A 13,921-nucleotide genomic window follows, 5' to 3' on the forward strand; every position below is an offset into this window, starting at 1 on the left:
TTCGTGGCCGCCGCGATGTTGGCCGTCAACGGCCAGCCACCGGGGATCGTGCCGACCAGCTTGATGTCGCCGGTCTCGCGAGCCTCCCAGGCTCCGGTCGGGTTCGGACCGAAGTTGGCGTCCGCGCGACCCGACTGGAGGGCCAGCGTCGCGGCGGCGACGTCGTCGTAGTACTGCAGCTCGGCCGGCGCCTTGCCGCGGGAGACGAGGTCCTTGTTCCACTCGAGGAGGATCTTCTCCTGGTTCGTTCCCGAGCCCACGATGATCTTCAGGCCCGAGATGTCGTCGGCGGTGGCGATCTTCGAGATCGAGCTCGTGGACTTCACGTAGAAGCCGAGCACGTCCTGACGGTAGCTCGCGAAGTCGTAGAGCTCCTTGCGCTCCTCGGTCACCGTCACGTTCGAGGTGATCAGGTCGTACTTGCCCGACTGGATTCCCAGCGGCCAGTCCGCCCACGCCACCACGACCGGGTTGTAGGTGAGGCCCAGACCCTGCGCGATGAGCTTGCCGAAATTCGGCTCGGTGCCGGCGGGCTCGGTCTGACCCTCCGGGATGTACGCGAGCGGCGGCTGGTAGGCCGCGACCGCGACGGTGAGCTTGCCCGGGTTGATGGGCGTGAAGCCGCTCGCCTTCAGAGCGGCGACCGCCTCCGGGACCTCGTGCCCTTCGATCCAGGTGATCTGGTCGGTCGCCGGGTTCGACGATGATGCGGCGGGGGCGGCGGCATCCGCCTTCGCCCCACCCGCGATGTTGACGGCGGCGATGATGCCGCCGACGACAGCGGCCACCGCGACGACGGCGATGCCGGCCGCGATGCCCTGCTTCTTGCTGATGGCCATTGCTGTGTTACTCCTTCGGTGGTCCTCGGGTCCGGGTGGGCCGAGGGTCGGGGGGCGGATCGGGCGGGGGTTCCGCTCAGGTGAGCACCTTGGCGAGGAAGTCCCGTGTGCGCGCATGCTGCGGGCGCACGAGAACGTCCTCCGGGGTGCCTTGTTCCACGACCACCCCTTGGTCGAGGAACACGATCCGGTCTGCCACCTCGCGCGCGAATCCCACTTCGTGGGTCACGATCACGAGAGTGGTGCCCGCGTGCGCGAGGCCGCGGATCACGTCGAGCACTTCGCCGACGAGTTCGGGGTCGAGAGCGCTGGTCGGCTCGTCGAAGAGCAGCACGCGGGGCTCCAGCGCGAGTGCGCGGGCGATCGCCACGCGCTGCTGCTGACCGCCCGAGAGCTGCCGGGGGTAGTGGTCGGCGCGGTCGCCGAGCCCGACGCGCTCGAGCAGGCCCAGGCCGAGCTCCCGTGCCGCCGTCTTCCCCACGCGCCGCAGTGCGAGCGGTGCCTCGATGACGTTCTCGAGCGCGGTGAGGTGGGGGAAGAGGTTGAAGTTCTGGAAGACGATGCCGACCTGCGTGCGACGCTTCAGGATCTCCCGCTCGCGCAGCTCGTGGAGCTTCGTGCCGCGCACCTCGTAGCCGATCAGGGTGCCGTCGATGGTGACCGAGCCCCGGTCGACCGATTCGAGGTGGTTGATCGTGCGCAGCAGGGTGGATTTGCCCGAGCCGCTCGGCCCGAGGATCGCCACGACCTCGCCGGGGGCGATGTCCAGGTCGATCCCGCGCAGCACCTCGATGCCGTTGTAGCTCTTGTGGACGTTGTGGATCTCGACCCGCCCGGTGCGGGCGGGGACGACGGTGGCGCTCATCGCGAGGCTCCTTCCGAGGCGGATGCGGCGGCCGCGCCGGCGCCCGCCGGGCTCGCCGCGGCATCCGGGCGGGGTTCGTCACCGAGACGCGCCCACCGCAGCGCCACCCAGCGGCGGAACCGCTGCAGGGGGGTCGGGGGCAGCACCCGCACGGACCCCCGGGCGTAGTGACGTTCGATGTAGAACTGGGCGATGCTCAGCAGGGTGGTGATGATCGTGTACCAGACGACCGCGACGAGAAGCAGCGGGATGACCCGGCTGTTGCGGTTGTAGATGACCTGCACGGCGTAGAAGAGCTCGGGCAGTGCGATGACGAACACCACCGAGGTGCCCTTGACGAGGCCGATGACCTCGTTGGTGGCGTTGGGGATGATGGAACGGGCCGCCTGCGGCAGGATGATGCGGCTCAGTCGTCGCCACGCCGGGATGCCGAGGGCCGCGGCCGCCTCGTGCTGCCCCTGGTCGACGCTGAGGAGTCCGCCGCGGATGATCTCCGCAGAGTAGGCCGCCTGGTGGAGGCCGAGGCCGAGCACGGCGGCGGCGAAGGCGCTGATGAGCTGCACCGTCGGGAACTGCACGATCCAGAAGTCGGTCGTGAAGGGCGTGCCGAGGCCGAGCGTCGGGTAGAGGTAGCCGAGGTTGTACCAGACGATGATCTGCACGACGAGCGGCACCGAGCGGAAGAACCAGATGTAGGTCCAGGCGATGCCGTTCAGCAGCGGCGAGCCGCTGAGCCGGGCGAGCGCGAGCAGCGTGCCGAGGCCGAATCCGACGACGGCGGCGATCACCGTCAGCGTGAGGGTGTACCCGAAGACGCCGGTGAGCACCGGCTCGGAGAAGAAGTAGCGGGCGAAGACGTCCCACTCGTAGTTCTCGTTGACGACGAGTGACCACGCGAACTGCGCGATCGCGAAGATCAGCAGGGCGCTGAGCACCCAACGGAACCAGTGCCGGGTGTGGACGACGCGGAACGATCCGAGGTCGACCCGGGCGGCCGGGGCGGGGGTCGGGTCGTCGACGACGCGGGCGCGTGCGAGCGTGTCGGTCATGCCTGCTCCTTCGGGGGATGCGGCCGGTCGCCGCGTTTCCGCCACGGTAGGGGCGTCGCCGGTGTGCGCCGGAGGGCGCGTTTCACATGCCGCAACCGCGCGTCGCACGCGGTAACAGTGCGATCAGGCGGTGCGCAGGATCCGCTCGGTCACGCGGGTGCAGAAGTGCAGGGCGTCGACCGGCACGCGCTCGTCCGCGGCGTGGAACTGCGCGAACACGTCGAACTCGTGCGGCACCTGCAGGGCCACGAAGCCGTAGCCATGGATGCCGAGCCGGGCGAAGCTCTTGTTGTCGGTGCTGGCCGGCAGCAGGTAGGGCACGACGAAGCCGTCGGAGTCCTCGGCGCCGATGGCACGGTCGAACACGTCCAGCAGGGGAGAGTCGGAAGCCGCGAGGGTGGCGGGTGTCCAACCGCCCCAGCGGATGTCGATGTCGTCGCCGACGATTCGCGTGATCTCGGCGCGCAGGGAGTCGTCGTGACCGGGGAGCACGCGGATGTCGAGGCGCGCCCGCGCCTCGGCGGGGATCACATTGGTCTTGTCGCCCGCGATCAGCACCGTGGGGGAGACGGTGTCGCGGGCTGAGGCGGCGAGGAACGTCTCCGCGTGGCCGAGGCGCGCGAGGGCGTCGGACAGGTCACCGAAGGGCTCGCCCGTGTGGGCGGCGTACACCCGCAGGAAGCGGTCGAGCGCCTCGGTGCGCTCGACCGGGAAGGGGTGGTCGCCGAGGGCGGCGACCGCGCGAGCGAGACGGACGACGGCGTTGTCGGCGGTCGGGCGAGAGCCGTGCGCGGCGCGACCGCGGGCGGTGAGGGTCGCCCAGGCGACCCCCTTCTCGCCGACGGCGGCGACGTAGGCGCGCCGGCGCCCGGCGGGGATCGAGAATCCGCCCACCTCGCTCACCGCCTCGGTGACGCCCGCGAGCAGGTCGGGTCGGTTCTCGACGATCCAACGCGCACCCCAGACGCCGCCGGTCTCCTCGTCGGCGACGAACGCGAACACGATGTCGCGCGCGGGCACGATGTCGTTGCGGCGGAAGTGGCGGGCGAGGGCGAGCAGCGTGCCGGCGAAGCCCTTCATGTCCACGACTCCGCGACCGTAGAGGTAGCCGTCGTCGTCGATCTCGGCGGCGAACGGCGGATGCGTCCAGTCGGCCGCGACGGCGGGGACCACATCGAGGTGGGCGTGAACGAGCAGGGCGCCGCGGGCCGGGTCGGCACCGGCGAGCCGCGTGACGATCGATCCTCGGCCGGGTCGCGGTTCGAGGAACTCGACCTCGTAGCCGACCTCCTCCAGCGCCTGCTGCGCGAGGCGCGCGGCGCGGGTCTCGCCGTCGCCGATCGTCGCTGCGTCGCCGGTGTTGACCGAGTCGATGCGCAGCAGGGCCCGGGTGAGGTCGAGCGCGTCCTGTTCGACGGCCGACGTCATCGCGGTTCGCCGCTCAGTGCTCGTGAGGGCGCGCGTCGCCGGCGAGCTTGAACGCGAGGCGCCCATGGGCGTAGCCGCCGCCGGCGCGGATCGCGGTAGCGACCCACGCGGCCTCCGCCAGCTCGGTGTCGGTCGCGCCGGCCTTGACGGCGTTCTGGCTGTGCGCGTCGATGCAGTACACGCACTGCGTGGTGATGCCGACGGCGAGGGCGATCAGCTCACGGTACTTGAGCGGGATCGCCCGACCCTCCTCGGCGAAGACGGCCTGGTCGAAGGCGGAGAACGCCTGCAGGATGTCGGGCGTCTCGGTCTTGTAGACCTTGGTGAAGGTGCGGTCGGCGGTGCGGTCGAAGTAGTCGGACACGATTCCTCGGGATCAGTCGAGACGGGAGTGGTCGCCGAGGCGGTGCCACGTGCGGTTGTGATAGACGAGCGCGTCGCCGTGGTCGCCGGGGTCGACGTCGCGGGCGATGCTCGACTGCAGCGCGTGGGCGGCGATGACGGTGGAGCCGCCTGCCTCCATGCGGTTGATGATCGCGCAGCGCACCCAGGCGCGCACACCGTTGTAGACGGGCTCGCCCGTGGGAAGACGCGACCAGTTCGCGGGGTCGGCGAAGCGGTCGACACCGCTGGTCGAGGCGAGCCGGGCCACGTCGAGATCGTGGGCGTCGAGCAGGTGCACGACGATCGTGTCGGCCGCGACGATCGTCGGGGTGGCCGATGAGAGCGACGACACCGAGAAGATCAGCAGCGGCGGCTCGGCGCTGACGGAGGAGACCGAGGTCGCGGTGAGGGCGACGGGTCCGCGTCCGTCGTCGGCCGTGATGACGGCGACGCCGCCCGGGTGGCCGCGGAAGAGCGCCTTGAAGTCGTCGGGCGACAGCGAGCCGCCGAGCAGGTGCGGGCTGTCGAACACGGGGGAGACCTCGGCTGCATCGGACATGACATCGACGCTACCCACCCCGGTCGGGTGCGGGGCCGTCGGTTCGAAACAAAGAGAAACCGCGTGCCCGCGCACGAGGGGATGACCTCGTGTTGCGCCGCGTGTCGCCGTGTTGCCCGGCGGGATGACGCTCGCGCGCGGCGGCGCGCAGACTCGCGCCATGTCCCCCCTCATCGACGTCGCCGGGCTCACCGAGGCGCTGACCGGTCTGCGGCCGGTGCGTCTGCTCGACGTGCGGTGGCGATTGGATGCCCCGGAGGGACGTCTGGCGTACATCACCGGTCATCTCCCGGGGGCCGTCTACGTCGACCTCGAGCGCGAGCTGTCGCGGCCGGGCCATCCCGAGGCGGGGCGGCATCCCGTGCCGGCGTTGGCCGACCTCGAGCACTCGGTGCGCCGCTGGGGGATCGACGAGGGCGATCTCGTGATCGCCTACGACGACAACGACGGGGTCGCGGCGGCGCGGGCCTGGTGGCTGCTGCGCCGTCGGGGTGTGGACATCCGGGTTCTCGACGGCGGGCTGCGCGCCTGGATCGCGTCGGGCGGTCTGCTCGACACGCACGACGTCGCGGTGGAGCCGGGCGGCATCTCGCTGCGCGATGAGGATCCGGGCGTCGCGTCGATCGATGAGGCGGCGCTCGCGCCGCTGACCGGGGTGCTGCTCGACGTGCGGGCGCCTCAGCACTACCGCGGGTCGGTGCCCTCCGCCGATCCGGTGTCCGGGCACATCCCGGGCGCCCTCAACCTGCCGACGTCGGTGCACATCTCGCCCGAGGGTGGGGCTGCTTCCGTCGAGGCGAGCGCGGCGCGATTCGCCGACGTCGGAGTGCGCGCCGGCGTGCCGGTCGTCGTGTATTGCAGCTCGGGTATCGCCTCGGCGCACACGGCGCTCGTGCTCGCCCGGCTGGGGATCGGGGCGCGGGTCTATCCGGGGTCGTGGTCGGAGTGGGCGCGTGCGCAGGGGCGCCCGGTCGCGACCGGGCCCACCCCCGCGCACGCCGTGCACGCGGTCTGATCGCGCTCAGCCGCGATCATCGGATGCCGCGTCCCGCGCGCCTTGCGCGTCGGGGCGACGGTCGCCGCGCTCGCCGTGGCCGTGGTGCCCCGCGTGGGCGGCGCACTCGCCGCGGCCGAGGTCCTCGCCGAACCGGCGGTGTGCGCCGGGGCCGAACCCGCGGTGGCGGTTGCCGCCCGCGAACGGGCGGAAGCCGCGGCCGCGACCGAACGGCGGGAATCCGGCGCGGGGGCCGAAGCCGTGCGGGGCGTCCGAGTCGGCGCCGGGGCCGAACCCGGGGCCGAAGCGGTGGCCGCGCGGGCCGCCGTGGTGGCCGAACTCGCCGGGCCGCGGCATCCCGTAGGAGTCGTCCCAGCCGAGCTCGCGGGCGATCGCCTCGAGTGTGCGCGAGGTGGTGGCGAGGTCGTCGGCGCTGGCCGCCGCCTCGACGCGCTCGCGGAATTCGCGGGGCGAGTGCACCGCGCCGCTGCGAAGCAGGGCGCCGACGGCGCGCAGCCAGTAGCCGACGGGTGCGGGGGTCTGAGGAGTGGTCTCGTCAGTCATGGGGTGTCCTTTCGTGGCGCGTCCGGAGACGCCGATTACATGTCATGTGGCATGTACATGTCTTTGTACATGCTTCTGTGATGCATGTCAAGGTGCATGTATTCTCGGATCATGACCGCCGACGACCCCGCCACCGACCCCGTCGACGCCATCGCCGCCGCCCTCGGGCAGCTGCGCGGTCGGCGCGGACCCCGGCCTCCCTGGGTGACCGGGCACGACGGCCCCCACCCCCACGGCGGGCGCGGCCGGCACGGGTTCGGACCCGGCGCGCACGGCGGCGGGCCCTGGGCCGCGGGTGCCCCCGGTGCATGGGGCGGGCCGCCCTGGGCGGGCGGCGGCAGCGGACGCTTCGCGGGGCCGGCGCGCCTCCGTCTGCTCGACGCGGTGGTGGCGGCATCCGAGCCCCTCACCGTCAGCGAGATCGCCGAGGCCGTCGGCGTCGACCAGCCGCGCGCCTCACGGCTGGTGCAGCAGTGCGTCGACCTCGGGCTCGTGCGCCGCGAGGCCGACCCCGACGACGCTCGCCGCACACGCATCGTCGTCACGGAGCAGGGCCGCACCCTCGCGCGCGGATTCCGCATCGACCGGCGGGAGGCCGTCGAGACCGCGCTCGCCGCCTTCACCGACGACGAGCGCGCCGAGCTCGCGCGCCTGCTCGCGAAGCTCGCCGCGGCCTGGCCCGCGTGAGACCGGCCGCAACCCCCGATCCCGCCGGTAGCGTGACGGGGTGACCCTCGCCTTCCACCGTGCCGCCGTGCGCGACATCCCTGCCGAGACCCTCTACCGTCTGCTCTGGCTGCGGGTCGCCGTGTTCGTCGTCGAGCAGGAGGCCGCCTACCCCGAGCTCGACGGCCGCGACATCGAGCCCGGTGCCGAGCTGCTGTGGGCCGAGGAGGACGGCGACGTGCTCGCCACCCTGCGACTGCTCGCCGACGGCGAGGCCGGTCCCGCCCGCATCGGCCGGGTCGCGACCGCGCCGCCCGCCCGCGGCAGGGGGCTCGCCGCGGACCTCATGCGCATGGCCGTCGACCGCGCGGGCGAGCGGTGGCCGGGCCGCGACATCGTGCTCGACGCGCAGGAGCACCTCGCCGGCTGGTACGCGCGGTTCGGCTTCGAGATCAGCGGCCCGGGGTTCGTCGAGGACGACATTCCGCACGTGCCGATGCGCCGCGCGGCATCCGTCTGACCCGGTTCAGCGCGGCGCGCCGGCCGCCCGCACGGGGATGAGCAGTGCGAGGCCCACGAGCAGCACCAGCACGATGCCGAGGATGCCCCACACCTGCGCGCCGCCGATCGTGACGAACAGGCCGAACGCGGTCGGTGCGAGGAACACGGCCGCGCGGCCCGTCGTCGCGTAGAGCCCGAACACCTGCCCCTCGCGCCCCGGTGGGATGAGCCGGGCGAGGTAGGTGCGCGACGCCGACTGCGCCGGGCCGACGAACAGGCACAGGATGAGGCCGAAGATCCAGAAGATCGTCTGCCCGCCGCCGTGGAACACGAACACCGCCAGTCCGCTGATCACGAGACCCACAAGCGAGGTCAGGATGAGCGGCTTGGGCCCGAACCGGTCGTCGAGGGCACCGCTCGCGATGGTCGCGACTCCGGCGACGACGTTCGCCGCGATCGCGAAGATGATGACCTGCCCGGGCGTGAAGCCGAAGGTGCCGGCGGCGAGCACGCCGCCGAACGTGAAGACGCCGGTGAGGCCGTCGCGGAAGATCGCGCTCGCGAACAGGAAGTACACCGTCTGGCGGCTGTGCGTCCACAGATCCCGGATGCTGCGGAACAGCACGCCGTACGACGCGAAGAACCCGACCCGCGGCGCCTCCGGGTCGAGCGGCCGGTTCTCGGGCACCGCGAACAGCACCGGAAGGGCCGAGAGCGCCATCCACACGGCGGCGATCAGCATCGACACGCGCACGGCGAGGCCGTCCTCGCCCGTCACGCCGAACAGGCCCACGTCGGGCTCGATGAAGCCGAAGTAGAGGATCAGCAGCAGCACGATGCCGCCGATGTATCCCATCCCCCACCCGAAGCCCGACACCTTCCCGACGGTGCGGGGCGTGGAGATCTGGGCGAGCATCGCGTTGTAGTTGACGCTCGCCAGCTCGAAGAACACCGTGCCGATCGCGAGCAGCGCGAGACCGAACCACAGGTAGGCGGGCGACGGGTGCACGAAGAACATGAGCGCGAGGGTCAGGACGACGACCGCGGTGTTGATCGCGAGCCAGCGCTTGCGGTGGGCCGAGGCATCCGATCGCTGCCCGGTGACCGGCGCGATCAGCAGCACGACGATGCCGGCGATCGCGAGCGCCCACGAGAGCGCCGCGGAGTTCGCCGTCTTGTCTCCGAAGCTCGAACCCGTGACGTAGACCGTGAACACGAAGGTCGTCGCGACCGCGTTGAACGCCGCCGACCCCCAGTCCCACAGCGCCCAGGCGAACACGCGGCCGCGCCGCGTGCGGGCGTCGAGGGACGAGACGGATGCCGCGGCTCCGGCGCCTGCGGGCGCGGCGGCCGGGGGCTCGAGTGATGCCATGAGCACACGCTATTGCCGGTGCGTGAACGAACGGTAGCGTTCGTTTCCGCAGGGCGATGCTGACGGGGGCGGGCCGGCCGTCCCCCCGGCCGGCCCGCCGGTCACAGCGAGGGGCGGGTGGCCTCCTCGAGCAGCTCCACCACGTGACGGTAGTCGCGTCCGGTGGCCCGCGTCATCCCGATCTCACAGGTGCGGTTGCACGAGGCGTGCAGGTCGGCGCCGATCGCGCGCACCTCGGCGGCCTCGGCGGCGGTCGCCGACGCGGTGAGCTCGGGGTGCAGCATGCCGCGGTCGCCGGCGAAGGCGCAGCATCCCCAGGCATCCGGCACGGTGACGGTCTCGGCGACCGCCTCGCCGAGCGCGCGCAGCGCGTCGTTCAGACCCATCTGCGTCGACGAGCAGGTGGGGTGCAGCACGAGGGAGGTCGCCACCGGCGACACCTCGCCCAGCCGCGGCAGCACCTCGCGCGCGGTGAAGGCGACGACGTCCTCGGTGCGCACGGCGACGCCCTGGTCGTCGAAGATGTGCGCGAAGCCCTCGGTGCAGCTGGCGGCGTCGCTGAGCACGAGCAGCTCGCCGTCGCGGCTCGCCTCGCGCACGATGCGGGATACCCGCTCGGCCATGACGGCCCGGCCCGCCGTGTAGCCCTTCGAGGTCCAGGGGGTGCTGCAGCACATCGACTCGATGCCCGTCGGCACGAGCACGCGCAGCCCGGCGCGCTCGAGCAGGCGCGCGAACGCCTCGGTGACCCCGAGGCCGTCGCCGCCGAACATGCTGTTCACGCACGCCGGCAGGTAGACGGCGACCGGCTCGCCCGATCCGGCACCCAGCTCCCCCTCGCGGCGACGACGTCCCGGCCCGCCGCCGGGGAGGTCGGCGGAGTACTCCGGCACGGTGTCGGCACCGAGCAGCGCCCGGCCGACGGATGTCGCGCCCCGCACGGCGCCGGCGGGCGCCCGGTCGGCGAGGGTGAGCGCGACCGATCCTGCCCGGGTCACCGGACCCCACGCCTGCGCGGCGGCCTTCCACCCGGCGGCCAGCACCGGATTCTGCTCCTCGCGTCGCAGCCGCTTCACGAGCGCGCCGGTGTTGATGAGCACCGGGCACGCGGTCAGGCACATGCCGTCGACCGCGCAGGTGTCGACGCCCGCGTAGTCGTAGTCCCGCTCCAGCTCGCGCGCGAGCTGCTCGTCACCCGCCACTCGCGCGCGGGCGATCGCGCGTCGCGTGACGATGCGCTGGCGCGGGGTGAGGGTGACGTCCCTGCTCGGGCACACCGGCTCGCAGTAGCCGCATTCCACGCACCGGTCGGCCTCCTCCTCGATGGGCTCGGCCAGCTTGATGTCGCGCACGTGCGCGGTCGGGTCGTCGTCGATGATGACCCCGGGGTTCAGGATCCCCCGCGGATCGCACAGCGCCTTCAGCGCGCGCATCACGTCGTAGAGCTCGTCGCCATACTGCCGGCGCACGTAGGGCGCCATGGCCCGGCCGGTGCCGTGCTCCGCCTTGAGGTTGCCGCCGGCGTCGAGCACGACGTCGACCATCGCCTCGGTGAATCCGGTGAGGCGCCCGAGGGCGGCATCGCCCTCGAAGCGGTCGGTGAGCATGAAGTGGATGTTGCCGTCCTTCGCGTGACCGAAGATCACGCTGTCGCGGTAGTCGTAGCGGGTGAACAGCTCCTGCAGCGACTCGCAGGTGGCGGCGAGGGAGGGCACCGGCACGACGATGTCCTCGAGCAGCGCGGTCGTGCCCGAGGGGCGCGCGCCCGCGACGGTCGTGTAGAGGCCCTTGCGCAGCTTCCACGCCGTGGCGCGCTCGCCGGCATCGGTCGACAGGCGCGCGGGCGCGAGCAGCGGCAGCTCGCCGAGCAGCCGCGCCCCGGCCGCCGTGAGCTCGGCGAGCCGGTCGTCGTCGTCGGCCTGGTACTCGACCAGCAGGGCGGCCTCGCCGGCGACCTCGAAGCCGCGGATCGCGGCGGGCGCATCCGCGAAGGACTGCCCCACGCGGATGCTGGTGGCATCCATCAGCTCGAGGGTCGCCGCTCCCGTCTCGAGCAGGCCCGGCAGGGCTCGGGTCGCGTCGTCGAGCGTCGGGAAGACGGTGAGCGCCGTCGCGATGCGCGAGTGGATCGGCACCGTGCGGTAGACCGCCTCGGCGACGAAGGCGAGCGTCCCCTCGCTGCCGATGATCAGGTGCGCGAGCAGCTGCGCCGGGCTCTCGAAGTCGAGGAACGCGTTGATGCCGTAGCCCATCGTGTTCTTCATCGCGAACTGCCGCTCGATGAGCGCGACCGAGGCGGGGTTGCTGCGCACCCGTCGCTGCAGCGCGCGCAGCCCCTCGACGAGGTCGGGCTCGCTGTCGGCCAGGTGCCGGTCGGCGTCGGGGTCGGCTGTGTCGACGATCGTGCCGGAGGGCAGCACGAAGGTCATCGACTCGAGCGTGCGGTAGGTGTTCTCGGTGATGCCGCAGGCCATGCCGCTGGAGTTGTTGGCGATGACGCCGCCGATCGTGCACGCCGCCTCGCTCGCCGGGTCGGGCCCGAGCCGGAAGCCGTGCCGCATGAGCCGGGCGTTGACCTGCCGCACGGTCGCTCCCGGCTGCACGCGCACGCGGCGTCCCCCGTCGAGCACCTCGATGTCGCGGAAGCCGCGGCGGGTGTCGATCAGGATGTCGTCGGTCGCCGCCTGCCCCGAGAGGCTCGTGCCGCCCGAGCGGAAGGTGACGTGCGCGCCGCCGGCGCCTGCGGCGGCCATGACGGCGGCGACCTCGCCGGCGCTCTCCGCTGTCACGACCGCCCGCGGGGTCAGCAGGTAGTGGGACGCGTCGCTCGCGTACGCGACGCGGTCGATCGCGCGGGTCGTGACGGTGGATGCCGCGGCCAGCGCGTCGTGAAGCGGAACGGGGAGGCCCGCCCCCTCCCGTGCGCCGCGATCGGCACGGGAGGGGGCGGGAGCGTGTGCGGTCATGGTCAGGGAACCATCCATCCGAGGATCGGGGTCGACTGCAGGAAGACGAACACGGTGAACACGGCAAGCAGGCCGAGGCTCCACCAGATGAGCCGGCGGAACAGATCGCCCTCCTTGCCGGTCATCGAGGCGGCGGCTGCCGCGACGGCGAGGTTCTGCGGCGAGAGCATCTTGCCGAGCACACCCGCCGACGAATTGGTCGCGGCCATGAGCACGGGGCTGAGGTCGGCCTGCTTCGCCGCGGTGGCCTGCAGAAGTCCGAACAGCGCGTTCGAGGAGGTGTCGGAGCCGGTGATCGTGACTCCGAGCCATCCGATCACGGGCGAGAGCAGTGCGAAGAAGCCGCCCGTCGCCGCCAGGGCGTGCCCGAGGCTCTGCGTCTGGCCCGAGAAGTTCATGACGTAGGCGAGGGCGAGCACGGCGACGACGGTGACGATCGTGAATCGCAGCTGGTGGATCGTGGCGCCGTACGCCCGCACGGCGCGCCGAGCGGAGACCCGGTAGACGATCGCCACGATGATGCCCGAGACCAGCAGCACGGTGCCGCCGGTGCTGGCCCAGGGGAGCTTGACCACGGTCGAGACCGCCTTGCCCGAGGCATCCGTGATCGTGAGGCCCGGCCACGGGAAGACGAGCGTCGCCGACTTCGCGAGGAACTGCGACACGGCCGGGATCTGGGTGATCGAGAAGAGGGCGACGATCACGACGTAGGGCAGCACGGCGAGCCAGGTGAGGGCGGCCTTCGAGCGGGTGGCGGTGTCGATGCGCGTCGCCTCGGGCACCGTGACCACGGCCGTGGCCGTGCGGCCCGACGGTGTCGGGATCGCCCGCGAGACGGTGGGGACACCGGCTGCTCCGCCGTCGTCGGTCGCGACGACGCCCGCGGGCGTCCAGAAGCGGAGCATGATCAGCACGGCCGTGACCGAGACGATCGAGGCGACGACGTCGGTGATCTCGACGGTGATGAAGTTCGAGGTGACGAACTGGGCGAGGCCGAACGAGACGCCCGCCACGAGGGCGATCGGCCAGGTCTGCCGAAGCCCGCGGCGTCCGTCGACGAGGAACACGAGGATCAGCGGCACGACGGCGGCGAGCACCGGCGTCTGTCGGCCCGCCATCTGGGCGAGCGTGTGCACGTCGATGCCGGTGACGCCGGAGAGCGCGATGATCGGCGCACCGATCGCGCCGAAGGCGACGGGTGCGGTGTTGGCGATCAGCGACACGATCGCGGCCTTCAGCGGCTTCATACCGGCGGCGATCAGCATCGCGATCGAGATGGCCACGGGGGCGCCGAAGCCGGCCAGGGACTCGAGGAGGGCGCCGAAGCAGAACGCGATGATGATCGCGAGGATGCGCTGGTCGTCGCTGATCGCGCGGATGCGCTCGCCGAGCACCTCGAACCAGCCGGTGATGACGGTGAGCCGGTAGATCCAGAGGGCGTTCACGAGGATCCACAGGATCGGGATGACGCCGTAGACGGCGCCGTCCGCCGCCGCGTTGAGCGCCTGCAGGGCGGGCATCTGCCAGACGGCGATCGCGAGGACGAGGGCGAGGACGAGGCCGGTGAGTGCGGCCTTCCATGCCTTCACCCGGAACACCCCGAGCAGCACGAACACGGTGGCGAGGGGGATGACGGCGGCGACCGCCGACAGCACGAGCGACCCGAACACGGGGTCGAGGATCTGATGGAACACGAGCGGAGCTCCTCTTTGAGTCTCTGACGTCTGAACAGGC

Annotated in this window: 13 protein-coding genes; 3 read left to right on the plus strand and 10 right to left on the minus strand. The window is 72.1% G+C overall.

What is annotated here, in order from left to right:
* The 6 genes from BGO15_RS12540 to BGO15_RS12565 form a co-directional block, all read right to left on the minus strand.
* On the minus strand, nt 1-839 hold an 839-nt coding region (locus tag BGO15_RS12540; protein ID WP_286748411.1), incomplete at its 3' end, for a transporter substrate-binding domain-containing protein.
* 76 nt (nt 840-915) lie between these two features.
* Complete coding sequence (locus BGO15_RS12545; protein ID WP_056206663.1) at nt 916-1,704, minus strand: amino acid ABC transporter ATP-binding protein; 789 nt, start codon at nt 1,702-1,704, stop codon at nt 916-918.
* Nucleotides 1,701-2,753: an amino acid ABC transporter permease gene (locus BGO15_RS12550; RefSeq protein WP_082486296.1), complete on the minus strand. Its 1,053-nt coding sequence runs from the start codon at nt 2,751-2,753 to the stop codon at nt 1,701-1,703. The genes BGO15_RS12545 and BGO15_RS12550 overlap by 4 nt, the downstream gene beginning before the upstream one ends.
* Before the next feature lie 123 nt (nt 2,754-2,876).
* Nucleotides 2,877-4,247: a M20/M25/M40 family metallo-hydrolase gene (locus tag BGO15_RS12555; protein WP_056518967.1), complete on the minus strand. Its 1,371-nt coding sequence runs from the start codon at nt 4,245-4,247 to the stop codon at nt 2,877-2,879.
* Nucleotides 4,195-4,545 (minus strand): carboxymuconolactone decarboxylase family protein, encoded by a 351-nt coding sequence (locus BGO15_RS12560; protein ID WP_056206660.1) that lies wholly within the window; start codon nt 4,543-4,545, stop codon nt 4,195-4,197. Before BGO15_RS12560 ends, BGO15_RS12555 begins: the two co-directional genes overlap by 53 nt.
* Nucleotides 4,546-4,557: 12 nt before the next feature.
* Complete coding sequence (locus tag BGO15_RS12565) at nt 4,558-5,124, minus strand: flavin reductase family protein (RefSeq protein WP_056518965.1); 567 nt, start codon at nt 5,122-5,124, stop codon at nt 4,558-4,560.
* A 160-nt stretch (nt 5,125-5,284) separates the two neighbouring features.
* Here BGO15_RS12565 and BGO15_RS12570 point away from each other — a divergent pair, with 160 nt between their 5' ends.
* Entirely contained in the window at nt 5,285-6,139 is an 855-nt protein-coding gene (locus BGO15_RS12570; protein WP_056518990.1) for a sulfurtransferase, read from the plus strand.
* A 6-nt stretch (nt 6,140-6,145) separates the two neighbouring features.
* On the opposite strand, the gene BGO15_RS12575 is transcribed toward BGO15_RS12570, so the two are convergent.
* On the minus strand, nt 6,146-6,682 hold the full coding sequence (locus BGO15_RS12575) for a hypothetical protein (protein ID WP_056518963.1): 537 nt from the start codon (nt 6,680-6,682) through the stop codon (nt 6,146-6,148).
* A 111-nt stretch (nt 6,683-6,793) separates the two neighbouring features.
* On the opposite strand from BGO15_RS12575, the gene BGO15_RS12580 reads away from it, so the two are divergent.
* Nucleotides 6,794-7,369 (plus strand): MarR family winged helix-turn-helix transcriptional regulator, encoded by a 576-nt coding sequence (locus BGO15_RS12580; RefSeq protein WP_082486294.1) that lies wholly within the window; start codon nt 6,794-6,796, stop codon nt 7,367-7,369.
* A 40-nt stretch (nt 7,370-7,409) separates the two neighbouring features.
* Entirely contained in the window at nt 7,410-7,868 is a 459-nt protein-coding gene (locus BGO15_RS12585; RefSeq protein ID WP_056206653.1) for a GNAT family N-acetyltransferase, read from the plus strand.
* Between the two features lie 6 nt (nt 7,869-7,874).
* Here BGO15_RS12585 and BGO15_RS12590 read toward each other — a convergent pair whose 3' ends face one another.
* The 3 genes from BGO15_RS12590 to BGO15_RS12600 form a co-directional block, all read right to left on the minus strand.
* Nucleotides 7,875-9,221, minus strand: coding sequence for an MFS transporter (locus BGO15_RS12590; protein ID WP_056518988.1), 1,347 nt, complete (start codon nt 9,219-9,221; stop codon nt 7,875-7,877).
* 101 nt (nt 9,222-9,322) lie between these two features.
* Nucleotides 9,323-12,187 carry an FAD-binding and (Fe-S)-binding domain-containing protein gene (locus BGO15_RS12595; RefSeq protein ID WP_082486292.1) on the minus strand — a complete coding sequence of 955 codons (2,865 nt, stop codon included), beginning with the start codon at nt 12,185-12,187 and terminating at the stop codon, nt 9,323-9,325.
* Nucleotides 12,188-12,189: 2 nt separating this feature from the next.
* Nucleotides 12,190-13,881, minus strand: a complete 1,692-nt coding sequence (locus BGO15_RS12600; RefSeq protein ID WP_056206651.1) for an L-lactate permease — start codon at nt 13,879-13,881, stop codon at nt 12,190-12,192.
* Nucleotides 13,882-13,921 lie beyond the last annotated feature (40 nt).

Source organism: Microbacterium sp. 71-23 (assembly GCF_001897265.1).
GTDB classification, from domain to species: Bacteria; Actinomycetota; Actinomycetes; order Actinomycetales; family Microbacteriaceae; genus Microbacterium; species Microbacterium ginsengisoli.

Excerpts from the sequence above, each read along its gene's own strand:
- BGO15_RS12595 (WP_082486292.1), bottom strand. The coding sequence starts at position 12,187 with ATGACCGCACACGCTCCCGCCCCCTCCCGTGCCGATCGCGGCGCACGG.
- BGO15_RS12590 (WP_056518988.1), bottom strand. The coding sequence starts at position 9,221 with ATGGCATCACTCGAGCCCCCGGCCGCCGCGCCCGCAGGCGCCGGAGCC.
- BGO15_RS12550 (WP_082486296.1), bottom strand. The coding sequence starts at position 2,753 with ATGACCGACACGCTCGCACGCGCCCGCGTCGTCGACGACCCGACCCCC.
- BGO15_RS12580 (WP_082486294.1), top strand. The coding sequence starts at position 6,794 with ATGACCGCCGACGACCCCGCCACCGACCCCGTCGACGCCATCGCCGCC.
- BGO15_RS12545 (WP_056206663.1), bottom strand. The coding sequence starts at position 1,704 with ATGAGCGCCACCGTCGTCCCCGCCCGCACCGGGCGGGTCGAGATCCAC.
- BGO15_RS12565 (WP_056518965.1), bottom strand. The coding sequence starts at position 5,124 with ATGTCCGATGCAGCCGAGGTCTCCCCCGTGTTCGACAGCCCGCACCTG.
- BGO15_RS12575 (WP_056518963.1), bottom strand. The coding sequence starts at position 6,682 with ATGACTGACGAGACCACTCCTCAGACCCCCGCACCCGTCGGCTACTGG.
- BGO15_RS12555 (WP_056518967.1), bottom strand. The coding sequence starts at position 4,247 with ATGGGCGCCTCGCGTTCAAGCTCGCCGGCGACGCGCGCCCTCACGAGC.
- BGO15_RS12570 (WP_056518990.1), top strand. The coding sequence starts at position 5,285 with ATGTCCCCCCTCATCGACGTCGCCGGGCTCACCGAGGCGCTGACCGGT.